General features: G+C 63.8%; 21 protein-coding genes and 1 pseudogene. 14 read left to right on the forward strand and 8 right to left on the reverse strand.

What is annotated here, in order from left to right; translation table 11 throughout:
* The first annotated feature begins 31 nt into the window (after positions 1–31).
* From LB559_RS28375 to purU, 7 genes are read left to right on the forward strand one after another with little or no spacing between them, the layout of a single operon-like run.
* A complete protein-coding gene (locus tag LB559_RS28375; protein ID WP_224675535.1) occupies positions 32–1,012 on the forward strand; it encodes an ABC transporter permease in 981 nt (326 codons plus the stop codon).
* Positions 1,009–1,791, forward strand: a complete 783-nt coding sequence (locus tag LB559_RS28380) for an ATP-binding cassette domain-containing protein (RefSeq protein ID WP_224675574.1) — start codon at positions 1,009–1,011, stop codon at positions 1,789–1,791. The genes LB559_RS28375 and LB559_RS28380 overlap by 4 nt, the downstream gene beginning before the upstream one ends.
* 16 nt (positions 1,792–1,807) lie before the next feature.
* Positions 1,808–2,989 carry an aldose 1-epimerase family protein gene (locus tag LB559_RS28385; RefSeq protein WP_224675536.1) on the forward strand — a complete coding sequence of 394 codons (1,182 nt, stop codon included), beginning with the start codon at positions 1,808–1,810 and terminating at the stop codon, positions 2,987–2,989.
* A 46-nt stretch (positions 2,990–3,035) separates the two neighbouring features.
* Positions 3,036–4,121 carry a fatty acid desaturase family protein gene (locus LB559_RS28390; protein WP_224675537.1) on the forward strand — a complete coding sequence of 362 codons (1,086 nt, stop codon included), beginning with the start codon at positions 3,036–3,038 and terminating at the stop codon, positions 4,119–4,121.
* Positions 4,122–4,132: 11 nt separating this feature from the next.
* On the forward strand, positions 4,133–4,447 hold the full coding sequence (locus tag LB559_RS28395) for a MocE family 2Fe-2S type ferredoxin (protein WP_027160712.1): 315 nt from the start codon (positions 4,133–4,135) through the stop codon (positions 4,445–4,447).
* 34 nt (positions 4,448–4,481) lie between these two features.
* A complete protein-coding gene (locus LB559_RS28400; RefSeq protein ID WP_013530833.1) occupies positions 4,482–5,282 on the forward strand; it encodes a 3-methyl-2-oxobutanoate hydroxymethyltransferase in 801 nt (266 codons plus the stop codon).
* Positions 5,279–6,160: a formyltetrahydrofolate deformylase gene (purU, locus tag LB559_RS28405; RefSeq protein ID WP_013530834.1), complete on the forward strand. Its 882-nt coding sequence runs from the start codon at positions 5,279–5,281 to the stop codon at positions 6,158–6,160. The genes LB559_RS28400 and purU overlap by 4 nt, the downstream gene beginning before the upstream one ends.
* 9 nt (positions 6,161–6,169) lie before the next feature.
* On the opposite strand, the pseudogene LB559_RS28410 reads toward purU, so the two are convergent.
* Positions 6,170–7,190: pseudogene (locus LB559_RS28410) on the reverse strand (aromatic amino acid lyase).
* Positions 7,187–8,188: an ornithine cyclodeaminase family protein gene (locus LB559_RS28415; protein ID WP_027160708.1), complete on the reverse strand. Its 1,002-nt coding sequence runs from the start codon at positions 8,186–8,188 to the stop codon at positions 7,187–7,189. Before LB559_RS28415 ends, LB559_RS28410 begins: the two are co-directional and overlap by 4 nt.
* 121 nt (positions 8,189–8,309) lie before the next feature.
* Here LB559_RS28415 and LB559_RS28420 point away from each other — a divergent pair, with 121 nt between their 5' ends.
* The 7 genes from LB559_RS28420 to LB559_RS28450 all read left to right on the forward strand — a co-directional run bounded on the left by LB559_RS28420 (position 8,310) and on the right by LB559_RS28450 (position 17,476).
* Positions 8,310–9,773 (forward strand): DHA2 family efflux MFS transporter permease subunit, encoded by a 1,464-nt coding sequence (locus LB559_RS28420; RefSeq protein WP_224675538.1) that lies wholly within the window; start codon positions 8,310–8,312, stop codon positions 9,771–9,773.
* Positions 9,774–10,013: 240 nt separating this feature from the next.
* Positions 10,014–11,000, forward strand: a complete 987-nt coding sequence (locus LB559_RS28425) for an ABC transporter permease (protein ID WP_013530837.1) — start codon at positions 10,014–10,016, stop codon at positions 10,998–11,000.
* Positions 11,001–11,066: 66 nt separating this feature from the next.
* A complete protein-coding gene (locus LB559_RS28430) occupies positions 11,067–12,095 on the forward strand; it encodes a sugar ABC transporter substrate-binding protein (protein ID WP_013530838.1) in 1,029 nt (342 codons plus the stop codon).
* Positions 12,096–12,177: 82 nt separating this feature from the next.
* Complete coding sequence (locus tag LB559_RS28435) at positions 12,178–14,301, forward strand: ABC transporter permease (protein WP_127385517.1); 2,124 nt, start codon at positions 12,178–12,180, stop codon at positions 14,299–14,301.
* Positions 14,298–15,353 carry a hypothetical protein gene (locus tag LB559_RS28440; RefSeq protein WP_127385518.1) on the forward strand — a complete coding sequence of 352 codons (1,056 nt, stop codon included), beginning with the start codon at positions 14,298–14,300 and terminating at the stop codon, positions 15,351–15,353. Before LB559_RS28435 ends, LB559_RS28440 begins: the two co-directional genes overlap by 4 nt.
* Positions 15,353–16,849: a sugar ABC transporter ATP-binding protein gene (locus tag LB559_RS28445; RefSeq protein ID WP_013530841.1), complete on the forward strand. Its 1,497-nt coding sequence runs from the start codon at positions 15,353–15,355 to the stop codon at positions 16,847–16,849. The genes LB559_RS28440 and LB559_RS28445 overlap by 1 nt, the downstream gene beginning before the upstream one ends.
* 219 nt (positions 16,850–17,068) lie before the next feature.
* The gene (locus LB559_RS28450) at positions 17,069–17,476 is read left to right on the forward strand and encodes a carboxymuconolactone decarboxylase family protein (RefSeq protein ID WP_224675539.1); all 408 of its coding nucleotides are present in this window, start codon (positions 17,069–17,071) and stop codon (positions 17,474–17,476) included.
* Between the two features lie 4 nt (positions 17,477–17,480).
* Here LB559_RS28450 and LB559_RS28455 read toward each other — a convergent pair whose 3' ends face one another.
* From LB559_RS28455 to LB559_RS28480, 6 genes are all read right to left on the reverse strand, one after another.
* A complete protein-coding gene (locus LB559_RS28455) occupies positions 17,481–18,368 on the reverse strand; it encodes an amidohydrolase family protein (protein WP_224675575.1) in 888 nt (295 codons plus the stop codon).
* A complete protein-coding gene (locus tag LB559_RS28460) occupies positions 18,368–19,504 on the reverse strand; it encodes a vWA domain-containing protein (protein ID WP_224675540.1) in 1,137 nt (378 codons plus the stop codon). The genes LB559_RS28455 and LB559_RS28460 overlap by 1 nt, the downstream gene beginning before the upstream one ends.
* Before the next feature lie 199 nt (positions 19,505–19,703).
* Complete coding sequence (locus LB559_RS28465) at positions 19,704–20,585, reverse strand: AAA family ATPase (protein ID WP_027160702.1); 882 nt, start codon at positions 20,583–20,585, stop codon at positions 19,704–19,706.
* A gap of 7 nt (positions 20,586–20,592) precedes the next feature.
* The gene (locus tag LB559_RS32945; protein ID WP_023756899.1) at positions 20,593–21,597 is read right to left on the reverse strand and encodes a xanthine dehydrogenase family protein molybdopterin-binding subunit; all 1,005 of its coding nucleotides are present in this window, start codon (positions 21,595–21,597) and stop codon (positions 20,593–20,595) included.
* 1 nt (position 21,598) lies between these two features.
* Positions 21,599–22,966: a xanthine dehydrogenase family protein molybdopterin-binding subunit gene (locus LB559_RS32950; protein WP_027160700.1), complete on the reverse strand. Its 1,368-nt coding sequence runs from the start codon at positions 22,964–22,966 to the stop codon at positions 21,599–21,601.
* 13 nt (positions 22,967–22,979) lie between these two features.
* Positions 22,980–23,462: a (2Fe-2S)-binding protein gene (locus LB559_RS28480; RefSeq protein WP_027160699.1), complete on the reverse strand. Its 483-nt coding sequence runs from the start codon at positions 23,460–23,462 to the stop codon at positions 22,980–22,982.
* Positions 23,463–23,509 lie beyond the last annotated feature (47 nt).

Consider the following 23,509-nt stretch of genomic DNA (forward strand, 5'->3'; position numbering starts at 1 on the left):
AGCAGTCATGATGATCGCCGCAGAAGACGAAATGCCTGTCGGGAAACGCAGACCGGGCCTTATGCGCTCGCCGCAATTCTCCTCGCTCGTCATCCTCATTGTCCTGCTCGCGGTGTTCGCCATTGCCGATGCCAATTTCCTGTCGCCGCTCAACATCTCCAACATGATGGCGTTCCTGCCCGAGCTCGGCATCATCGCGCTCGGCATGACGCTGCTGTTGACGGCGGGCGAGTTCGACCTGTCGGTCGGCGCCGTGTTCGGGCTGGCGCCGGTCGTCGTCATGCTCCTGGTGCAGAACGGCGGCGTGGATATAGGTGTCGCCCTTCTGGCCGGGCTTCTGCTGTGCATCGCCATCGGCGCCATCAACGGGCTGATCGTCACCAAGATCGGCATTTCGTCCTTCCTGGTCACGCTGTCGATGCTGCTCGTGGTGCGTGGGGCAGCGCTCTACATCACACAGGGCTTTCCGCTGAAATCCTGGGACCAGCCGGGTTTTTTCGTGACGCTGCTGGCCGGCAGCTTCAATGTCGGCTCGTTCCGGTTCTACACCTCGCTGTGGTGGTTCATCGGTCTCTCGCTGCTGGCGATCTACGTGCTGCGCTATGCCAAGCTCGGCAACTGGATCAGCGCCATCGGCTCGAACCGCAACGCGGCGGTGGCGCGTGGCGTGCCGGCGGACGCCGTCAAGGTGTGGCTGTTCATCCTGACTTCGGTTCTGGCGGGGCTGGCCGGCATGATCAGCGCCTTCCGCATTTCGGCCGCTTCACCGGTGGCCGGCACCGGCTACGAGCTCGAAGTGATCGCCATGGTGGTGGTCGGCGGGACGGCGCTGACCGGCGGACGCGGCACGATCCTCGGCACCATCGTCGGTGCGCTGATGCTACGCGCGATCCGTAACGGCATTGTGCTGATCGGCGTGCCGGGCCTCGCCTACAATATCTTCGTCGGCCTGATCATCCTCGCCATGCTCATCCTGCACGCTTTGCTGCAGAAGAACGCCGCAAGGGGCTGACGATGGAAGTTCTCCGGCTGCAGAATCTGCAAAAATCCTTCGGCAGCGTCCGCGCGCTGAAGAATGCGTCCTTTGCCCTCAAGGAGGGCGAGGTGGTGGCCCTGCTCGGCGACAACGGCGCCGGCAAATCGACGCTGATCAAGGCGGTTTCCGGTGTGTTTCCGATCGACCGTGGCGACATCTATGTGCGCGGTGAAAAGGTTTCGATCCGTTCGACACGCGATGCGATGGACCTCGGCATCGAGACCATCCACCAAGATACATCTCTTGCGCCGGATCTCAGCATCGCGCGCAATCTTTTCCTTGGGCGCGAGCCGGTCAAGCTGAAATGGCTGGGCGTGTTCGCGCCGCTCGATTTCGCCAAATTGCGAGACGCGGCGTCGGCGCTGTTGAAGCGCGTCGGCATCTCGAAAAAACTCGACGCCGATGCGCTGGTCTCGACGCTATCGGGCGGCGAGCGCCAGTCGATCGCGATTTCTCGCGCCATGCAGTTCGCCGCCAAGGTCATCATCCTCGACGAACCGACCAACAATCTCGGTGTCGAGGAAACCCATGGCGTGCTGCGCTTCGTCAAGGAGGTGCGTGACGCCGGGCACTCCGTGCTCTTGATCACCCACAACATCCACCACGTGTTCCAGGTCGCCGACCGCATCATCGTCATGCGCCGCGGCGAGATCGTCGCCGAGCAGACGGTTGCCGATACCGATCTTCTGACCGTGGAAAGCATCATCACCGGGGCCGACATGTCGGCGCTGCTGAAAGAGACGAGAGCGAAGTGAAGAAGTTGGCCGTCACATGGTAGAACTTTACGGCAAGACGCTTTCGCGCCGGCAGGTGTCGGAACGTTCGGGCATGCTGTCGCAATTTGCCGGCGTGCGGCTGATGACGCTTGGCGACGGGGTGGAACGCGGCATCCGCATGCTGGAGTTCCGCACCGGCTCGGGCCTGCGCTTCACGGCACTGGTCGACCGGGCGCTCGACATCGCTGACTGCGACTTCAAGGGCCAGGCGATCGGCTGGCATTCGCCGAGCGGTTTTCGCCACCCCGGCCTGCACGATTATGAGGGGGAAGGGGGGCTCGCCTGGGCGCGTTCGTTTTCAGGGCTGCTTGTCACCTGCGGCCTCGACCACATATTGGGCCGGGAAGAAGTGCCGACCGATAGCTACAACTACCCGGGCAGGAAGACCGTGATCCATTCGCTGCATGGCCGCGTCGGCACCATTCCGGCGCGGCTGACCGGTTATGGCGAGACCTGGGACGGCGACCGCTGCGTGCTGTGGGCCGAAGGCACCGTGCAGCAATCGGCAGTGTTCGGCGAGGATCTGCATCTGATCCGGCGTATCGAGGCCGATGTCGGCGGCAACGAGATCCGGCTGTCGGATCGCGTCGTCAACCACGGTTTCAACCGCACGCCGCACATGTATTTTTACCACGTCAATGTCAGCCATCCCTTGCTCGACGAGGGTTCGCGCTATCTGGCGCCGATCCGCGACGTCGTCTGGGCCGGCCATGCCGGCGAGCGCTACCAGGCGCAGAAGGTGGGTTACCGCACGATGCCGGCGCCGCAATCGGGTTTCAGCGAGCAGGTCTGGCAGCACGAGATGGCGGCGGACGCCAATGGCGAGGTGCCGGTGGCAGTGGTCAACGATCAGCTCGGGCTCGGCTTCGAAGTGGTGACGCGCAAGGACCAGTTGCCTTGCGCCTATCAATGGCAGAATTTTCAGGCGGGGCAGTATGCGCTGGGCATAGAGCCCTCGACACACCATGTGCTGGGCAATCTCGCGGCGCGCGAGCGGGGCGAGATGATCTGGCTGGAGCATAGTGAAAGCCGTTCTTACGACGCGGTGTTCCGGGTGCTCGACGGCGCCGGCGCGATCGCCGAGGCCGAAGCGAAGATCGCGTCGGTCGCAAGGCAGCCGCAACAGGATTATCCTGCGCCGTCGGGAAATTTTCCGGGATTGGCGGACAGGGCATGAGGCGAAACGAACGCTCCGGCTGGCGGGCCGGAAATCGGAGGTCGATGTGACGGAGAAAAAGCGCGACTACAGCCTGGTCGGGGAAAGCACGCGCATCGCGATCGAGACCGGGCTGGCCTCGGCCGAGTGGTATCACACCGATGTGCCGCGCAAGGCGATGAAAGAGCTGATGCAGCGCTCGGACGGCCCAGCGATCCGCGACACGATCATCTGGATCGTTGCCATATTGGGTTCCGCCGCCGGGATCGCCTGGTTCTGGGGCACGTGGTGGGTGGTGCCGTTCCTGCTCGTCTATGGCGTGCTCTACGGCTCGTCCAGCGACTCGCGCTGGCACGAGTGCGGCCACGGCACCGCCTTCCGCACACGCTGGATGAACGATGCCGTCTACCAGATCGCCAGCTTCATGCTGATGCGCAATCCGGTGACCTGGCGCTGGAGCCATGCCCGCCACCACACCGACACGATCATCGTCGGCCGCGACGCCGAGATCGCGGTGATGCGTCCGCCGGACCTGCTGCGCGCCGCACTCGCCTTCACCGGTGTTCTCGATTTCCGCTATTCGCTGCCGACGCTGGTGCGCAATGCGTTCGGCAGCATCTCGCCGGACGAGAAAAGCTTTATTCCCGAGATGGAGCTTCACAAGGTGGTCACAGCCGCGCGCTGGCATGTCGCCATCTATGTCGCGGCGATCGGGCTGGCGCTTTATCTGTGGTCGTTCCTGCCGCTGGTGCTGATCGGCCTGCCGCGCCTCTACGGCAGCTGGCACATGGTGCTGACCGGCCTGCTGCAGCATATCGGGCTGGCCGACAATGTCACCGACCACCGGCTGAACACGCGCACCGTCTACATGAACCCGATCAGCCGCTTCATCTATTGGAACATGAACTATCATGTCGAACATCACATGTTCCCGATGGTGCCCTATCACGCGCTGCCGAGGCTGCACGAATTGATCAAGCACGATCTGCCCGAGCCGAACCCTTCGATGTGGCATGCCTATCGCGAGGTCTGGCCGGTGCTGCTGAAGCAGCTTCAGTACGAGGATTATTTCCTCAAACGTGAATTGCCGCCGACGGCGCGGCCGTATCGGGACGAATTCCATGCACTGACCGTTCCGGCTGCGGCGGAATAGGGGAGAAGCAGATGGCCGACTGGGTTGAAGCGTGTGGCGTTGACGATGTCGAGGAAGAGGATGTCATCCGCTTCGATCATGGCGGCCGTACCTTCGCTATCTATCGCAGTCCCGATGACGAGTACTTCGCAACCGACGGGCACTGCACGCATGAGAAGGCGCATCTGGCCGATGGGCTGGTGATGGACGACATCATCGAATGCCCCAAGCACAACGGCCGCTTCAACTACAAGACGGGCGTGGCTCGAGGCGCACCGGTATGCGTCAATCTCGCCACCTATCCAGTGAAGGTCGAGGCTGGCAAAGTGATGATCCAGATCGGCTGACCTGCCGCCCGATGCAACTGAGGGAACCCTTTTGATGAGCCGAAAAAGACCGACGGTGGCGGATTTGCGCGCCATGAAGGGCAAGCGACAGCTGACCATGCTGCGTGTGCTGACGATGGACGAGGCCGAGGCCGCGGAGCGCGCAGGGGTCGACATCGTCTCGGTGCCGCCCGAATTGGTGCTCAACCCTGAGTACCGCGACGCGGCGCCCAGCCTGTTCACCATGCCGGGCGACAATTTCTACGAGATCGGCACGGCGGACGATTTCGTGCGCTGGGCCTTCCGGCTCTACAAGGCCGGCGCCGACGCGGTCTATTGCAGCGCCGGCTACGCCACGATCAAGCGGATGGCCGATGACAATATCCCGGTGATCGGCCATGTTGGCCTCATTCCTTCCCGCGCGACCTGGACTGGCGGCTTCAAGGCGGTCGGCAAGACCGCCGACACCGCCATGGAGGTCTTCGCGGCGGTGAAGCAGCTGGAGGCCGCCGGCGCCATCGGCGCCGAAATCGAGGTGGTGCCGGTCGAGGTGGCCAAGGCGATCTCGGAGCGGACGTCGCTGATCATGCTGTCGATGGGAGCGGGTACCGGTTGCGATGCGCAATATCTGTTCGCCGACGACATTCTCGGCCAGAACCGTGGCCACATGCCCCGTCATTCCAAGGTCTATCGCAATTTCGCCGCCGAATATGATCGTTTGCAGGCCGAGCGCATCGCCGCGTTTTCGGAATATGTTGCCGACGTGAACAGTCTCGCCTATCCCGAAGACAAGCATGTGGTGCATATGGATCCGGCTGAACTCAGCCTGTTCATGAAGAGGGTCGACGGGGCGTGAAATCTCAAGGCAATGATGCGACGGACGAGGCCGCGCCGGTTCATATTCTCACGCTTTCCTGCGAGGATCGGCCGGGGATCGTCGCCGCCGTCACGGCGGAGCTTGCCGCGAACGGCGCCAACATCGCCGAAAGCAGCCAGTTCTGGGACCGGCAGACCAATCGCTTTTTCATGCGGATCGCCTTCATCAGCCCGCCAGGCTCGACCGGGGACAGTCTGGCGCGGGCCCTGGAATCGAGCGTCGACCGCTTCGGCATGAAGACCGCGCTGGTCGATCAGGGACGCCGCCCGAAGATCATCGTCATGGTCTCCAAGTTCGACCACGCGCTTCTCCATCTGCTGTACCAGATCAGGGTCGGCTGGCTGAACGCGGAGGTTGCAGCCGTCGTCTCCAACCACGAGGATGCCCGCCGCTTCGCCGAGCTGGAGGGCATTCCCTACCACCATTGGCCGACCACCAAGGAGAACAAGGCCGAACAGGAACAGAAGCTGCTGGACCTGGTGCAGCGGACAGGGGCCGAACTGGTCATCCTGGCGCGCTACATGCAGGTCTTTTCGAAAGGCCTGTCGGACCGGCTGTTCGGACGGGCGATCAACATCCACCATTCCTTTCTGCCGAGCTTCAAGGGCGCCAAGCCCTATCACCAGGCTTTCGACCGCGGCGTCAAGCTGATCGGTGCGACGGCGCATTACGTCACTTCCGACCTCGACGAGGGCCCGATCATCGATCAGGAGACCGAACGCGTCACCCATGCGATGAGCGCCGAGGATTTCGTCGCCGTCGGGCGCGACATCGAAAGCCGGGTTCTGGCGCGCGCGGTCAAGTTGCATCTCGAAGCCCGCGTCATGCTCAACGGCCACAAGACCGTCGTCTTCTGAGAAGCCGCGTCAGGCCGGCCAATTTCCGCCGGCGAGCGCGGCGTAGAGCGCTTCGGCGTCGATACCGAGCGGCCGGTCCTCTTTCAGCATGGGGACGAGAGCGCGTATCACCGCGTGAAGTGCGGCCGTGCGCGGCGCCAGTGTGAAGCCGTCACGCAGGTCGACGGCCTGTGCCGCGGCCATCAATTCGAAGGCGATCAGCCGCCGCCACAGCGCGATCATCCCTGCGCATTTCGCAACCGCCAGAGGTGTCTGCGTGGCGTGATCCTCGACGCCCTCCGACACGGCCAGAAAGTCGAGCATCACCGGATTGGCCTTATGGCGGATGGCGGCCAGGATCGAGGTCACTGTCTTCTGTAGCGGTACGAAGCCGGCGGAGGCGCCGCCGACCGGCGACAGATATTTCGGTAGGCCATTGCGGCCCGAACCGGTGAGCTGGATGAAGCGCGCGGCACTGGCCGCGGCACATTGGGCGATCGCCAGGCCGAGCGTCTCAAAGGCGAGCGCCAGTGCGGCGGTGTGGAAATTGCCGGTCGACAGTACCAGTTCATCATCGCCCAGCACCAGCGGGTTGTCGGCGGCGGCGTTGAGCTCGATCTCGACAGCCTGTCTCGCCTGGCCGATCGCCTCGATCAGTGCGCACGCCGGCATTGAGCGCGTCGACCAAAGCAACGAAGACGGAAGGCGAAAGGCCGGATCCGCCAACCGACAGCATCGCTGCACGCGCGGCCATGCTTGCCCGCACGGTATCGACCGGCAATCCTTCGCCGACGGCGCCGCTGCGTCCCTCCAGCAACTGGCGCTGGAAGGCTCCGGCATCGCCCTCTACAGCAGTGCCGAGATTGGCGCCGAGCCCGGTGTTCAAGCCATAGATCTGCTGGCCGGACGCTGCAGCCTGGTCGAGCACTCTTCGTGCCTTCTCAAGCCTGCCGATGACATCGGGTCCGATCTCCACCTTGCGCCCATCGCGGGCGACCGCAGCGACATCGCCGACGCCGACGCCGGTTCCGGTGAGGACGAGCGCGCTCATGCGAAGCGCAGTCTCTGGCCGATGCCTTGCGCCTGCGCCTTGGCCAGCATCGCCTTGCCCAACGCGATATCAGACAGCGACAGGCCACGATGCCAGAACAGGATCGTTTCGTCGTCGCTTTCGCGCCCGACTTTCAGGCCGGCGGCGATCTGGCCGAGCTCGGCATGCAGCGTCTTCTCGCTCAGCCGCCCGGTCTCGACATGGGCGCGTAGCGAGCCGAACTTGCCGCCCTTGCACTGGCCCCAATCGTCGACGACCATTTTCTGCATTATGTCGGTCAACGACAGTTCCACCGCGCTCATCGTGCCATAGGGCACGACCAGCGCGCCGGGCTTGATCCATTCGGTCTTCAGCAACGGCTGCGGCTCCGGCAGCCGCGAGGCCTCGACGACGATGTCGGCGCCCTCGATGCAGCTTTTCCAGTCGGCCACCGCCGTCACCGTCTTGCCGAGATCGGCGGAGAGTTCGGCGGCAAAACCGTCGCGGCTTTCCGGGCGGCGCGAATGGACGCGAATCTCGTCGAAGTCGAAGAGATGGTCGAGCAGGCGCACATTCCAGTAGGCGGTGCCGCGCGCGCCGATATGGGCCAGCACCTTGGAATTCCTGCGCGCCAGATGCCTGGCGCCGATGGCGGTGACGGCGCCGGTTCGCATGTCGGTGATGACGGTGGCGTCGAGGATGGCGCGCGGCGCGCCGGTGCGCGGGTCGAACAGGTTGAGGATGCCGAATTCGGAAGGCAGGCCATGCAGGTAATTGTCGACATAGTCGCCGACGATCTTGACGCCGGCCGTGTCGAGCGGCGCGACGTAGCCGCGCAACACGTTGAAATGGCCGTGGAAGGACGGGTCCGGCTCGAGATGGACGCGCGGTTCGATCACCGTCTGGCCCTTGCCTTGCGCCACCAGGCCAGCCTCGACGGCGGCGATGATTTCGCCATCGGTCATGGCAAGGGCATCGATGTCGAGGGCATTGAGGTAGTCGATGTAGATGGGCTTCATGTTACGCGTATACTCTCCTCGACGGCCCCATCCATTCCATAGCAGGCCATGGCGGCACACGAAAGTTTGTTGCGACGTCTCTGGACGTCGCCGGGGAGATGCTGTTCAAACCGGTTCCGTCATGACTGCCATTCCCGAGATCGCAACCTTGTCCGAAACGGCCACCCATGCGCGGCGCGTGGCGTTGATCGTCGCCATCGCCTTTTTCATGCAGTTGCTGGATTCGACGATCATCTCGACATCGCTGCCGCAGATGGGCGCCTCCTTCGGCGTGTCGCCGGTGGCGATGAGCATCGGCATCACCGTTTACATGCTGACCATGGCGGTGTTCGTGCCGCTGTCGGGCTGGCTCGCCGACCGGTTCGGGGCGCGCAACATCTTCCTGCTGGCGATCGTCCTGTTCACCCTGGCTTCGCTCGCCTGCGGCCTCTCGCAAACCCTGACCCAGTTCGTCGCCGCACGTGTCGTGCAAGGGCTCGGCAGCGCGCTGATGACGCCGGTTGGGCGCATTCTCGTCCTGCGCAATGCGCCGAAATCCGAACTGCTCAACGCCACGGCGCTGATCACCTGGCCAGCACTGTTTGCGCCGGTGGTCGGGCCGGTGCTCGGCGGCTTCATCACCACCTATCTGTCCTGGCACTGGAATTTCTTCATCAACATCCCGCTCGGCGTGATCGGGCTGGCGCTGGTCGCCCGTTTCATCCCAGGCGACCGCGAGGCCGACCCCAAGCCGCTCGACTGGCCCGGTTTTTTCCTGACATCGGCGGGACTTGCCTTGCTGCTCTACGGTCTCGAGCGTATCGCGCATCCCGAGGACGGCGTGCTGCCGACAGCGCTGCTGATCGTAGCCGGCATCGTCCTCGGCTGGCTGGCGGTGCGCCATCTCAGGCGCGCGCCGCATCCGCTGCTCGATCTCTCCTCGTTCAAGGTGCTAACCTTCGCCATCTCGACGCTTGCCGCCGGCACCATTTTCCGGGTGGCGATCAACGCCACGCCGTTCCTGCTGCCGCTGCTGTTCCAGGTTGGCTTCGGCCTTTCGCCTGTCGATGCCGGCTTGATGATCCTGGCCTATTTCCTTGGCAATCTCGGCATGAAGACGGTGACCACGCCGACGCTGCGCCGTTTCGGTTTCCGCTCAGTGATGGTCGTCAACGGCATCATCGCCTCGGCCTCGATCATGGCTTGCGGAGCGATCTCGCCGCAGACGCCGCAAGCGCTGGTGGTGGCGCTGATGCTGATTGCCGGCCTGTCGCGCTCGATGCAGTTCACCGCCCTTAACACGCTGGCCTTCGCCGACATCGATGCGTCGCAACGAAGCTCCGCGGCGACGCTGTCCTCGATGCTGCAGCAGGTGGCGATGCTGTTTGGCGTCGCGGTGGCGGCGGCGATCCTTAATCTGTCGCAGATCGTCAGGGATCGCCCCGCTCTCGATCTTGTGGATTTTCGAGTAGCCTTTCTGGTGATCGGCGCCATCGGGCTGGTGGCGGCGTTGCGTTTTCTCGTGCTCCCGCCAGGTGCGGGCGCTGAGGTTTCCGGGCACTCGCCGGGAAATTCAGATCGATTTTTCCGCCTGATGCGGAGATAAATTCCGTCCTGTCCCTTTGCCTTGGTGCAGCGCTTTCGCGTGCGGCCGCAATGGCGCAACCAATTGCCAAAAGCGCAGAGTTTTCCGCGCATTGCGCCAGCTTCGGCAATCGATGCGTCCACTCGATAAATATCGCAGCCGGCCTGGGTTCCGGGCGCGGATTCATTTGACGAACCGGCGTTGGGCCGATTAGCGTTCTTTCCCAGGGATGGCAGCGCTGCCATCGGGGCAAACGCAGACATGAACACCATCGGCTGGCCAAATTTCAGGAGCCTGAACCAGGAAGGCATTGTCTTTGCCATCGCCGTGGTGCTGTTCGTTGCAGCGGCTATAGGCCTGCCAGGCTTCATCGACCCCAACAATCTCGTCGCCATCGTCCGCTCCGTGTCGGTGCTGGGCATCCTTGCGCTCGGCATGGCCGTGGTCATCATCGGCCGCGGCATCGACCTCTCTGCCGTCGCGATCATGGCGATGTCGGTCGCCTGGTACCTGCAACTGCTGAATTCGGGGACGCCGGACGGGCTTGCCTTCGCCTATGTGCTGGCCGGTGTGCTGGCCATCGGCCTGCTCAATGGTTTTCTCGTCGCCTATGCCGACGTGCCGGCGATCTTCGTGACGCTGGCGACAGGCTCCTTCGTCTTCGGCTATGTACGCTCGCAACTGATCACGCAGGATGCCGTGCCGGTGCCGCAGGGCCATTGGGTCGAGTTGCTCGGCGGCCTGCGCTTCCTCGACATTCCCATCGAGGTTTTCGTCTTCGCAGGGCTGGCCTTCCTGTTCTTCCTGTTCCTTCGCTACACCAAATGGGGCCGCTATATCTATTTCGCCGGCGATAATCCGGTGGCCGCCCGCAACATCGGCATGCCGGTGCGGCCGATGCTGGTGCTGCGCTATGTGCTTTCCGCCTTCGTCGCACTGGTCGCCGGCCTGCTGACGGCGGCCAGCCTGCATTCGATCAATACCCGCGTCGTCAATTCGACGCTGCTCTACGATATCGTGCTGGTGGCGGTTATCGGCGGCATCGGCCTGTCCGGCGGGCGCGGCGGGGTGCGCAACGTGCTGGTCGGTGCGGCACTGATCGGCATCCTGCTCAACGCCATGACCATCATCGACATTCCGCTGCTCTACCAGAACCTGATCAAGGCAGCGATCCTGCTCGGCGCCATCATCGTCGACGGCATCATCAATCCACGTGACGAGCAGACCGCCCAGCAGGGCGACATTTAGACCTGAACTGCGGCGGACGGTTGGGGCCGGCCGCTGATAACAACGACCAAAGCAAAAGGATCCGACATGAAACTGATCAAGACACTCATGGCCGCCGCCACGGCGCTCGCTGTCACCGCCTTCGTGGCGCCAACCTTCGCCGCCGACGATCCGGGGCCGGCTGCGTACGCGCAGGCGCTCAAGGGCAAGCGCGTCATGCTGGTGCCGCTGGCAATGGGCTTCGACCTAGCGCAGGGCTGGGCGCACTATCTGAAGACCGAAGTCGAGGCCTGGGGCGGCGTGTTCGAGACGCGCGACCCGAACTGGGTCGTCGATGCCGGCGCGCAGGCGATCACGGACGCCATCTCCTCGGACACCAGGCCGGATGTGCTGATCATCCACGCGCCGGACCTCAACTCCTATTCCAAGCTGATGAAGAAGGCACAGGCCGCCGGCACCTATGTCATCCTGGTCGACAATCCCGCCAACTTCCCGGCCGACGCCTTTATCGGCAGTGATTGGGACCGGCTTGGCCAGCTCGAGGCCGAAGCGGCGATCAAGGGCTGCGGCCCGAACTCGTCGAAGAAGATCGGCCTTGTGCAGGGTGACCAGGCGAACTCCTCCAGCCTCTATCAGTATGCCGGCATCATGAAGGTGCTGGACAAGAATCCCGACTTCAAGGTGGTGGCCAAGCCCGATTCCAACTGGGATGCGACGACCTCGCGCAACGTGACGACGACGATGCTGCAGCAGAACCCGGATATCTGCTCGATCATCGATTTCTGGGATGGCGACGCCACCGGCGCGTCCGCCGCGATCCGCGATGCCAAACTCGACGGCAAGGTGTTCCTGGTCACCACCGGCGGCGGCGAGAAGGCGGCCGATTGCGACAAGCTGGTCGACGGCACCTATGGCGCTGTGGTGATGACCGATCTTGCTCGCCAGTCGGGCGACATGAACGCCATCATCAAGTTCCTGCTGCAGAGCGGCCAGCCGGCCGGCACCTCGCACACCTACATCTACACGCTGGAGAAGGCGACGACCAAGGCCGACCTCAAGCCCGACAGCTGCTGGGACCTGAAGGCGCTGCAGGCACAAGCGGCGGCGGCAAAGTAAGCCGCACCTTTTCGACTGAAGTACAAGCGAGGTGACCGGAAGGATCCGGTCACCTCGTCCCCTCATGGAATAGCAGCAGCCGATGTCCTTTCGCGAACGCCTCCAGTCCTGGCGCTACAATCTCGTGCCCGACCATGTCGTCGGCGAGATACTGACCAAACGCTGGACCGACAACGCCATTCCGTTCCTGGCGCTGGTGGCGACATTGGCGACCTTCGGCTCGGTCATTCCCGGCTTCTTCAAGCTGACCGCTTTGCAGGAATCGACCCGCCAGCTCGGCGAGTTCTCGATGGTCGTCACCGGCATGACGGTGGTGATGCTGGGTGGCGGCATCGATCTGTCGGTCGGCTCGATCTTCGCGCTGTCGTGCTTTTCCGCCGTCTATGTCTTCTTCATCCTCGAACAGTCGATCTGGCTGGCGCTGGCCGCATCGCTCGCCACCGGCCTCATCTTCGGCGCCATCAACGGCTACCTCGTCGGTTATCTCCGCTTGCGCGCCTTCCTCACCACGCTGGTGACCTTCATCTTCGGCCGGGCGCTGTTCGACATCCTGGTCACCACCTATGCCGCCGATGTGCAGCTCTCGACCGCGACATCGGATGTGCTCGACTTCATCGGCGACAGCACCTTCTGGGGGCTGTCCGTCTCGGTGTGGCTGGCGATCATCCTGGCCATCGTCACCCATATCGCGCTGACGCGTTCGCGGCCCGGCTGGCACGTGCTGGCGGTCGGCGGCTCGAGGCGCTCGGCGCATAATGCCGGCATCCGCGTGCGTCGCACCGTGTTCATGACTTATGTCTTTTCCGGCTTCTGCGCCTCGATCGGCGGCTTCCTCATTGCTTGCCGGCTGAGCGGGGCAGGGCCGGGAACCGGCCTCAACCTCGAGATCATGGCGCTGACGGCGGCGGTGGTCGGCGGCGTCAGCCTCGGCGGTGGCCGAGGCTCGGTGATCAAGGGGCTGATGGGCGCCATCATCGTCTTGACCATGACCAATGGGCTGATCCGGCTGGGCTACGGCACCGGCACCAACCAGATGGTGCTCGGCATCATGTTGGCGGTGGCGGTGACCATCGACATCCGCTGGCTGAAGAACCGGCACAAGGTGCTGAATGAGGTCTATGTCGCGCCGGTCTATCTCAAGATGGGCGAGACACAGTCGGCCGCACTCGGCTCGGGCACGCCATACGAACTCGACAACAGGCTGTCGGCCGCAGAGCATATCGGGCTTGGCGAGCTGGAGGGGCCGGAAGACGTCATCCTCGACCGCGACGACAATCTCTATTGCGGCACGCGTCATGGCGAGATCGTCCGCTTCTTCGCGCCGGACTATGTCAGGTCGGAGGTGTTTGCCCACATCGGCGGTTTCCCGCTGGGGCTGGCCTTCGACAAATCAGGCAATCTGATCAGCTGCGTCGGCGCGATGGGGCTCTACTCCGTCTCGCCGGATCGTGAGGTCAAAAGACTGTCGGCCGAAACGTCGCGCTCGTTGACCTCGATCGTCGACGATGCACGGCTGCGTGACCCCAATGACTGCGACATCGCACCCGATGGGCGCATCTATTTCACCGACTCGACCAAGCGCTACGATGCGCATGACTGGGCGCTGGATTCGATCGAGAACCGCGCCACCGGCCGGCTGCTGGTCTACGACCCGAAGGACGGCTCGACGAAGACGTTGCTCGACGGCTATCGCTACACCAACGGTGTGTGCATGGCGCATGACGGCAAGTCGCTGTTCTTCGCCGAAAGCTGGGCCTGCCGCGTGCACCGCTATTGGCTGGAGGGGCCGAAGGCCGGCACCGCCGAATGCGTCATCCGCGACATGCCGGGCTATCCCGACAACATCAACCGCGCCTCCGACGGCAATTACTGGATGGCGTGGCTCGGCATGCGCACGCCGAGCTTCGACCTGTCGCTGCGCCATCCCGACATGCGCAAGCGCATGACGCGCCGGCTGCCGCAGGACGAATGGCTGTTCCCCAACATCAACACCGGCGGCGTGGTGAAATTCACAGAGAAGGGCGGCATCGTCGAGGCGATGGGCGACCTCACCGGCGGCGCGCACCCGATGGTCACCTCGATGCGCGAGCACAAGGGGTATCTGTTCGTCGGCGGCATCCTCAACAACCGCATCGGCCGCTACAAGATTGCAGGCGCCGACCCGAACTGGACCAGCCCCGCTTCCTATTGGGGAGCAAAGCCATGATCCTCGACCCGGTGCTCGACCTGTTCCGCGGCAAGGCGGTGACCATCCCGCCGCTCGACGGCGCTTTTCGCCCCAATACGCGGCTGGATGATGCGCCGGCTTTTGCCGAGCTGACGGAACCGGATAATCTGCTGGTTACCGGTGACAGGCTGCTGGTCTCCAGCGGCAACGCCATCCATTCGATTGCTGCTGGAGCGCAACCTGTCGTGGTCGAGACCTTTCCGTCTGCCGTCACCGCGCTGGCGCTGTCGCCATTGGGCGAACTGACGGTCGGGCTGGAAAGCGGCAAGTTGCTGATTGGCGGCAGCGACGTTTCACTGCCGGCCGGGATCAGCTGCATCACCGCACTAGCCTATGCGGATGACGGCACGCTGTGGCTGGCGAACGGCTCGGCCGAGCATGCGCCATCGCAATGGGCCGCCGATCTGATGAAGAAGGGCGCGTCCGGTTCGCTCTGGAAGCGAGACGCGGCAGGCGGTGATTTTCGCAAGCTTGCCGGCGACATTGCCTTTCCCTACGGGCTGCATCCTGTCGGCAAGGATGTGCTTGTCAGTGAAAGCTGGCGCCATCAGTTGGTGCGTTTCGGCGGCGCGACGGGCAGCCGTTCGACGGTTCTGACGCATCTGCCGGGATATCCCGCACGGCTGTCGCCGTCCGCCGATGGTGGGGCCTGGCTGACCTTGTTTGCGCCGCGCAACCGGCTGATCGAATTCGTGCTGCAGGAAACGCATTACCGGCAGGACATGCTGAGCCAAGTGCCGCCGGCCTACTGGATCGCGCCGGCACTGGCGTCCAGCCGCAGCTTCCTCGAGCCGCTGCAATGCGGCGGCATCCGCACCATGGGCATCCACAAGCCGTGGTCGCCGAGCCGCTCCTATGGGCTGGTGGTCAGGCTCGACCAGAAGATGCAGCCGCTGTTCAGCCTGCACAGCCGCGCCAACGGCACGCGTCATGGCATCTGCAGCGTTGCGGAAAAGGACGGCCGGCTGTTTGTCGCCTCCAGAGGCGGCGACTGCGTGCTGGCGATCGACCTCGCTTCGGGAGGTTTCTGATGGAACCGATCGTTCGGCTGGAAAACGTCACCAAGAATTATCGCGGCGTGCCCGCGGTGAAGAACGTCAGCTTCGAACTGCGCAAGGGCGAGATCCATGCGCTGCTCGGCGAGAACGGCGCGGGAAAATCGACGCTGACCAAGATCATCGCCGGTGTGGTCGATGCCACCTCGGGCAAGATGTTCCACAAGGGCCAGGAAATCGCCTACGCCTCGCCGCACGCAGCGCTTGAAGCCGGCATCGCGATGGTGTTCCAGGAGACCAGCCTGGTGCCGTCGATGACGGTGGCGCAGAACCTTTATCTCGGCACCGAAAAGTTCCTCAACCGGCTGCGCGGCACCTACATTTCAGCGCAGCAGTTCCTGCAGTCGCTGAATTTTCCGGTCGACCCCAACGCCATGGTGGCAACGTTGGGCGCCGCCAAGCGGCAGATGGTCGAGATCGCGCGCGCCGTCCACCACAATGCCGAGATCATCATCTTCGACGAGCCGACGGCGACGCTGACGCCGGAGGAGAAGCGGCACTTCTTCGCGCTGATCCGCCGGCTGAAGGCGGGCGGCGTCTCGATCGTCTTCATCAGCCATGCGCTGGAAGAGGCGCTCGATATCGCCGACCGCATCACCATCCTGCGCGACGGCGAGCTGGTCATTACCGACGACACATCCGCCTTCGACCGCGACAGGATCGTTTCCGCCATGGTCGGGCGCACGCTATCGGGACAGATCTACCGCCAGCGCGACGAAGCGAAGCTGCGCAAGGCGGGCAAGAAAGTGCTGTCGGTGCAGGACATTTCGATGAGCAATGTCGTGCGCAACACCTCTTTTTCGATCTTCGAGGGCCAGATCACCGGCGTGTTCGGGCTGATCGGCTCCGGCCGCACCGAGACATTCAAGATCGTCTCAGGCATCTACAAGCGGGATTTCCTGCGCGGCGGCGCGATTGAACTCGATGACAGACCGGTGCGCTATCTCGTGCCGAGCGAAGCGGTGGCCGACGGCATCGTCTATGTCACCGAGGACCGCAAGAGCGAAGGCATCTTCGAGACGATGGGCATTGCCGAAAACCTGTTCGGCGGACTGCTGGCGGCGGGTCGCGAAAAGGCCTGGGTGATCAACACGCAGGAGATGCGCGCGCTCTCGGCCGAATGGACGAAGACGCTGAACATCAAGGCAATCAACGACAATGCGCGCGTCGTCGAGCTGTCAGGCGGCAACCAGCAGAAGGTGGTGATCGGCAAGGGGCTGGTGCAGAAGCCGCGCATCGTCATCTTCGACGAGCCGACACGTGGCGTCGATGTCGGCGCGATCGCCGAGATCCACCAGATCATCAACCGGCTGGCCGATGAGGGGCTGGCCGTCGTCGTCATCTCGTCCTACCTGCCGGAGATCATGAACCTGTCCGACCGCATCCTGGTCTGCCGCCAGGGCCGCATCGTCGAGGAGTTTTCGCCGGCGGAGGCCACGGAGGAGAAGATCATGTACGCGGCCGTGCATTAGATTCAGGTGAGGCCGGCCTGCAAATGGCGGTTTCCTGCGCTTCCGGTGCTCACGTACGAAAAGTACGCTCCGCTCCGGTTCTCGGAACTCACCATTTTCGACTCGGCCTGACCTGAATCTAGACGCCGGCGCTGGAAAAGTGAATCGGACGAGTGGATTGGCCGCAATTGCTCAAGACCTGATTCAATTCACGCAACGATCCAACGAAGGAAAAACCCCATGGCCACCACAAAACTCCTCAGCGATGCCGAGGTCGAAAAGATTCCCGCCGTGAAAGCCGTGTTCGACGACATCCGCGCGACGCGCAAATCTGATTTCGTCAACAATTTCTGGCGCGGGCTGGCCAATGATCCTCCGGCGCTGAAGCGGATCTGGGAACAGTTGAAGGTGGTGATGGTCGCCGACAGCGCCATCGATCCGCTGACCAAGGAGATGATCTACATCGCGGTGTCGACCGCCAATGGCTGCTCCTACTGCGTCCACTCGCACACGGCGGCAGCCCGCGCCAAGGGCATGACCGATGCGCAGCATGGCGAACTGGTGTCGATCATCGGGCTCGCCGGCCAGACCAACCATCTGGTGACGGCGATGCAGATTTCAGTCGATCCGCAGTTCGAGGTGAAGTGAGGCGTCACACTGGCCGGTAAACCTTCTCCGCCGTGTTCCAGAAGATATCCGCCTCGGCCACCGCACCATGCTTGGCCACCGCGTCGCGGTGCGCCTTGATCAGCTCAGCGTGGCTGGTCCACAGCTTCTCGATCGGGAAGTTCGAGCCGAACATCAGATGGTCGGCGCCCAGGATATCGATCGCGTTGTCTACGACATAGGCGATCAGCAGGGGATCGTTGCGGTGGACGAAGGTGCCGAGGCCCGACAGCTTGGCGTAAAGATTGGGCGCCGCCGACAGCGTTCGCAGGCCTGCCTTCCAGGCCTCGGTGGTTTCCGGTTCCATGCCGGTCAGCATGCCTGCATGGGTGAGGATGAAATTCGTTTCGGGGTTCTCGCCGACCAGCGTCAGGCCGTCCTTCATCTGGGCGGGGAAGAGCTGCAGGTCGAAGGACAGGCCATAATCCTTGAGCCGCGCCACATTGGCGCGCACTTTCGGGTCGATCACCTGATCGGCGGAGGCGGCGAAGCGGAAGGCCGGGGTCTCGTGCCAGTGCAACTGCATGCGCACGCCGCGCAGCAGCTTGTATTTCATCAAGCGATCGATCTGAGGCCTGATATCGTCGACGGTCATGTCGGTGTAGCCGACGATGGCATGCGGCCAGCCGGTTTCGTCGGACGTCTTCTGCAGGAAAGCGACTTCCTTCTCGAAATCCTCCTTGGCCCAGTTGGTCTGGACGTAGACGGCCTTCTCGACGCCTGAATCCCTCTGGTCTTCGAGAAATTCCTCGATCGGATAGTCGCGCCGGATCGGTTCGTAGGGGCCGAAGATGCGCGGCACCATCGGTCCGACCAGCCATGGCTGGTCCTGTTGGCGCCAGATGTGAAAATGTGCGTCGATGGTTTTCTGCATCATGAAACCCTCTTCCAGATTGTCGCCGCCGCCGGAGCAGGGCGGGCGAGCGACAGGATGAAATCGGTGAGACCGGCAAGCGACGAGCCGTCGACGAGATCGTCGAGGTCAGGCAGGATGGCGCGAAGTGCCGCCGTTGCCGGCCGGAAGCGCGGGTCGCCGGCCAAAGGTGTGGCCAGCGACAGCCGGAAGGCGCGGGCGCTCAGCCGCCGCATGGCTGTCTCCAACTCGGCATGATCGCCGCGTTCCAGCGCGTCGGATAGGATGACGATAGCGGCACCGCGTGCAAAGGCTGAAAAGCGCGGCACCGAGAGGAAAGCGAGCAGCGTCGGTCCCATGCGGGTGCCGCCGTCCCAATCGTCGACCTGGGCCGCGGCGCGCGCCAGCGCCTGGTCGCGGTCGCGGATGCGCAATGCGGTGGTGATGCGGGTCAGCCGCGTGCCGAAGGTGAAGATTTCGGCGCGGTCGGCACCTTGCACGGCGGCATGCGCCAGCTTGAGATAGTCTGCGGTGTGCAGCTTCATCGAGCCGGAAACGTCGATCAGCAGCAGCAGCTTGCGCGGCACGGTCTGGCGGCGGCGCAGCAGCGGCGAGGGCACGTCGCCATCGGCGCTGACGATTTCCCGCAGCGACCGGCGCAGATCGAGCTTGCCGCGCGAATGCGTGCGCACGGTGCGGAACGAGCGGCGGGCGGGCAAGGCTGAAGCGAGCCTGCGGCGGAAAGCGGCAAGGTTGTCGTCGTCGCGCTTGAAATCGCGGGTACTCAGCTGTTCGGCGCCGGAAGAGAGTTCGCCACCTTCCTGATGGCTGATGACCTCGATCTCTTCCTGGCTCGCACCGCCATCATCCTTGATGCGGGTTTCCTCGTCGGCGTCGCCTTCGACCACGGCGGACCTGTTGCCATAGAAATGGCTCTGGAAATGCGCTTCGAATTCGTCGCGGCGGTCGGGCGGCGGCGCCAGCGTGGCGAGGGCGGCCTCGCGGATGTCCGCCATCGAGCGCGGCCCGAGCAACGTCACCGCCTGCATGAAACAGGAGACTTGCTCGGGGGCTATGGCAAAGCCGTAGCGGCGCAAGAGCCTGGCAAAATCCAGGAATGGCGAGGCGGCGCGGGGGAAGCTTGTTTCCCGCATCATTCTGTGTCGCCCCCCTCTGTCCTGCCGGACATCTCCCCCTCAAGGGGGGAGATTGGCAGCTTCGGCGCTTCGCTCTGTTCGGCGACGTCAGCGATTAGCGAAAGCGGGGATGACATCCGATCTCCCCCCTTGAGGGGGAGATGTCCGGCAGGACAGAGGGGGGCGCTGTCCCGCCAGCCTTGCGAAATGACCTCCCGCGTCACGCCAGTGCCTCCTCGACAATCCGTCCAAGCTCCGGCGCAATGTAGGAAAGGTCTTCCTCGTCCTTGATCAGCACGCCGATGGCGCGGCGGAGGGCTTCCGGCCACGGGCTGCCGCCTTTCTCCAGGATGGTCGCGGCATTGGCCCATTCGACGGCCTCGGCAATACCCGGCGGCTTGGCCAGCGGCCGGGCGCGGATGGTCTGCACGGCTGCCGCCACTGCGCGCGCCGTTGCTTGCGCCACATCGCCGGCGCGCAGCATGATGATGGCGGCCTCGCGCTCGGCGTCGGGATAGCCGATCCAGTGGTAGACACAGCGGCGGCGCAGCGCCTCGGCAAGCTCGCGGGTGCGGTTCGAGGTCAGGATGACGATCGGCTGCGCCGTGGCGCGGATCGTGCCGCGTTCGGGAATGCTGATCTGGAAATCGGAGAGGAATTCCAGAAGCAGCGCCTCGAATTCATGATCCGAGCGGTCGATCTCGTCGACCAGCAGCACGCGCTGTTCCGGCGCCTTCAGCACCTGCAGCAGCGGCCGGGCGATCAGGAAACGGTCTTCGTAGATGTCGATCTCATGCTCGCCGGCGTGGCGGATGGCGAGCAGCTGGCGTTGATAATTCCATTCGTAGAGCGCATGCGCGGCGTCGATGCCTTCATAGCATTGCAGCCGCACCAGATCGCGGCCGAGCAGCGCGGCGATCGCCTTGGCCGCTTCCGTCTTGCCGACGCCTGGTGCGCCTTCGAGCAGCAGCGGCTTCCCCAGCCGGATCGCCAGGAAGATCGCGGTCGCAAGACTGTCGTCGGCCAGATAGCGCGAGGCGGCAAGATGCTGCGCCACCGCCTCCGGTGAGATTGCGACAGTCTCGGCGCTTGTCCCGTTCATTCCAGCCTCAGTTCGCCGCTTGCGCCTTCAGCGCGCGCAGGATGCGCTCCGGCGTGATCGGCAGCGTGTCGATGCGCACGCCGACAGCGTCGAAGACGGCATTGGCGACCGCCGGGATCTGCGGGTTGGCGCACATTTCGCCCGGCCCCTTGGCGCCGTATGGTCCGTCCGCCGATGGCCGCTCCAGCACGATGATCTCGGTCTCGGCGAGGTCGCCGGGGCCGGGCATCAGATACTGGTTGAAGTCCGTGCCGCCATGGTCGCGGTTGGGATAATAGGGCTCGGTCGTCTCGTAGAGCGCATGGCTGATGCCCATCCACGAACCGCCGACCAGTTGCTGTTCGACCATTTTCGGGTTCAGCGCGCGGCCGATCTCGAAGACGTTCTTCACAGTCAGCACGGTGACCTCGCCGGTCTCGTCGTCGACCTCGACCTCGGCCACGGTGCAGGCATGCGCGTAGCAGGTCGACGGCTTCATCGCGCCAGTCTCTTTCTCCGGATAGGAGCGCGGAATCAGGAACATGCCGCGACCCGAGATCGAGCGGCCGCGCTTGAAATGCGCCGACAGCGCGACATCGAAGATCGAGATCGATTTTTGCGGCGCGCCTTTGACCAGTATGTTGCCCTGGCCGTCGGTCTCGAGGTCGGAGGCGTTCACCTCCAGTTCCTCGGCGGCCACTTCCAGCATCACCTGCCGCGCTTCCCTTGCCGCCTGGATGACGGCGTTGCCGGCGCGGTGCGTACCGCGCGAGGCGAAGGTGCCCATGCAGTGCGGGCCGGTGTCGGTGTCGGCGGTGTCGACGACGACGCGGTCTGTCGGCACGCCGATGGTCTCGGCGCAGATCTGCGCCATGATCTGCTTCATGCCCTGGCCGAGATCGACGGAGGACAATGTCACCATGAAATTGCCTGTCGGCGTCGAGTGCACCAGCGCCTGCGTCGGGTCGCCGCCGAGGTTCATGCCGGTGGGATAGTTGATCGCGGCAACGCCGCGTCCGCGCCTGATCGCCATCTCAAGCTCCCTTCACGTAGGAGGACATCGCCAGGTACTTTTCCGCCACCGGCCAGTTGGCGGCGCGCGAGGCTTCCTGCATGCATTCGATCAGCGCGGCGCCCTCTGTCGGCTGGCGGTGCGCCTTCATGTCGCCATCGCGATAGGCGTTGATGAAGCGGAATTCGAGCGGGTCCATGCCGATCAGGCGCGCCAGCTTGTCCATCTGCACCTCCAGAGCGAAATCGCCGATGGTGACGCCGAAGCCGCGCATGGCCGACGACGGCGTGCGGTTGGTGTAGACGCAGTAGGTGTCGATCCAGACGTTCGGAATAGTGTAGGGGCCGGGATAATGCCCCGCGCCCTTCTGCGCGCCGTAGGGCGAGTGGCGCGAATAGGCGCCGGCATCGGTGTATCCGGTGACCTTGCGCGCGACGATGCGGCCATCTTTCATGACGCCGTCCTTGATGACGACCTTTTCAGCGGCGCGCGGCGACGAGATCTGCATCTCCTCCTCGCGGCTGTAGATAAAACAGACTGGTCGTCCTGTTAGTTTTGCGCCGAGGATGGCGATCGGCTCGACGATGACGTCGACCTTGCCGCCAAAACCGCCGCCGACTGTGCCGCCGACGAAATGCAATTTGCTGCCCGGCATCTGCAGGATGATCGAGGTGTTGTCGAGCGTGAAGAACATCGCCTGCGTGTTGGTGTAGCAGGTGAAGCGGTCATTGCCCTCGGGCGCCACCACGCAGCCGGTGGTCTCGGTCGGCGCGTGCTCGATCGGCGAAGACTGGTAGCTCTGCTCCAGTATGTGGTCGGCGCCGGCGAAGCCCGCCTCGACATCGCCGAAGCGCACCTTACGGCACTCGCCGCTATCATAGAGGTAATAATTCTGGCCGTGATATTCGTTGACCAGCGGCGCGTCGGGTTTCAGCGCCTCTTCCATGTCGAAGACGGCCGGCAGCACCTCATAGTCGACCTTGACCTTGGCTGCGGCCTCTTGTGCCGCGCGCTCGGTTTCGGCCAGAACCGCCACCACGGCCTCGCCCTTCCAGCGCACCTTGCCGTCGGCAAGCACCGTCTCGTCCTCCGGCCCGATCTGGATCAGGATCAGGATGGTGTAGACATTGTGCGGCACGTCCTTGGCGGTCAGGATTTTCACCACGCCCGGATGTTTTTCCGCCTCCGAGGTGTCGATCGAGCGGATGCGGGCATGGTGATGCGGGCTGCGCACCATCTTCAGGTGCAGCATGCCGGGGAAATTGCGGTCGGCGAAAAAGGCGGTCTTGCCGGTGACATGGCCAGGCGAATCCGAGCGCGGCCTTGGCTGGCCGATCTCGTGCAGATCGTCCTTGCGGACATCGGCGAAGTAGTTCTTGCGCAGTTCCATTGTTTTGGACCCCTCAGGCCGCGTTCTGCGAATTGGCGCGGGCGGCGGTCAGCACCGCCTGGATGATCGGCTCGTAACCGGTGCAGCGGCAGATGTTGCCCGACAGCGCCTCGACTACCTCGTCGCGGCTGGGATTGGGCGTGTGGTCGAGCAGCGCCTTGGCCGCCATGATCATGCCCGGCGTGCAGAAGCCGCATTGCGTGGCGAACGTGTCGAGGAAGGCCCGCTGCAACGGGTGCAGCACGCCGCCTTCCGCAAGACCGGATGTCGTGGTGATGGTTGCACCATTGCAGGTCTCGGCCAGCGTCAGGCAGGAGAGCCGGAGTTCGCCGTCGATGATGACCGAACAGGCACCACAAGTGCCCTGATGGCAGCCGCCCTTCGGCGAGGTGTCACCGATCTTGTCGCGCAAGGCGTGCAGCAGCGTCGTGCCGCTATCGATAAATTCGGCCTTTTCAGAACCGTTGAGCGTGAACTGAACCGGGATCTTTGCCATGTTTTCCTCCTTGCGCGCCTGCCCGAACCAGCGGACAGACGCGCGCC

Origin of the sequence: Mesorhizobium sp. BR1-1-3 (genome assembly GCF_020165455.1) — a bacterium.
GTDB classification, from domain to species: domain Bacteria; phylum Pseudomonadota; class Alphaproteobacteria; order Rhizobiales; family Rhizobiaceae; genus Mesorhizobium; species Mesorhizobium ciceri.

Bases quoted from the DNA above. Each gene is read 5' to 3' on its own strand.
- LB559_RS28375 (WP_224675535.1), top strand. From the start codon at position 32: ATGCCTGTCGGGAAACGCAGACCGGGCCTTATGCGCTCGCCGCAATTC.
- LB559_RS28385 (WP_224675536.1), top strand. From the start codon at position 1,808: ATGGTAGAACTTTACGGCAAGACGCTTTCGCGCCGGCAGGTGTCGGAA.
- LB559_RS28395 (WP_027160712.1), top strand. From the start codon at position 4,133: ATGGCCGACTGGGTTGAAGCGTGTGGCGTTGACGATGTCGAGGAAGAG.
- LB559_RS28400 (WP_013530833.1), top strand. From the start codon at position 4,482: ATGAGCCGAAAAAGACCGACGGTGGCGGATTTGCGCGCCATGAAGGGC.
- LB559_RS28415 (WP_027160708.1), bottom strand. From the start codon at position 8,188: ATGAAGCCCATCTACATCGACTACCTCAATGCCCTCGACATCGATGCC.
- LB559_RS28420 (WP_224675538.1), top strand. From the start codon at position 8,310: ATGACTGCCATTCCCGAGATCGCAACCTTGTCCGAAACGGCCACCCAT.
- LB559_RS28425 (WP_013530837.1), top strand. From the start codon at position 10,014: ATGAACACCATCGGCTGGCCAAATTTCAGGAGCCTGAACCAGGAAGGC.
- LB559_RS28430 (WP_013530838.1), top strand. From the start codon at position 11,067: ATGAAACTGATCAAGACACTCATGGCCGCCGCCACGGCGCTCGCTGTC.
- LB559_RS28435 (WP_127385517.1), top strand. From the start codon at position 12,178: ATGTCCTTTCGCGAACGCCTCCAGTCCTGGCGCTACAATCTCGTGCCC.
- LB559_RS28440 (WP_127385518.1), top strand. From the start codon at position 14,298: ATGATCCTCGACCCGGTGCTCGACCTGTTCCGCGGCAAGGCGGTGACC.
- LB559_RS28445 (WP_013530841.1), top strand. From the start codon at position 15,353: ATGGAACCGATCGTTCGGCTGGAAAACGTCACCAAGAATTATCGCGGC.
- LB559_RS28450 (WP_224675539.1), top strand. From the start codon at position 17,069: ATGGCCACCACAAAACTCCTCAGCGATGCCGAGGTCGAAAAGATTCCC.
- LB559_RS28455 (WP_224675575.1), bottom strand. From the start codon at position 18,368: ATGCAGAAAACCATCGACGCACATTTTCACATCTGGCGCCAACAGGAC.
- LB559_RS28460 (WP_224675540.1), bottom strand. From the start codon at position 19,504: ATGATGCGGGAAACAAGCTTCCCCCGCGCCGCCTCGCCATTCCTGGAT.
- LB559_RS28465 (WP_027160702.1), bottom strand. From the start codon at position 20,585: ATGAACGGGACAAGCGCCGAGACTGTCGCAATCTCACCGGAGGCGGTG.
- LB559_RS32945 (WP_023756899.1), bottom strand. From the start codon at position 21,597: ATGGCGATCAGGCGCGGACGCGGCGTTGCCGCGATCAACTATCCCACC.
- LB559_RS32950 (WP_027160700.1), bottom strand. From the start codon at position 22,966: ATGGAACTGCGCAAGAACTACTTCGCCGATGTCCGCAAGGACGATCTG.
- LB559_RS28480 (WP_027160699.1), bottom strand. From the start codon at position 23,462: ATGGCAAAGATCCCGGTTCAGTTCACGCTCAACGGTTCTGAAAAGGCC.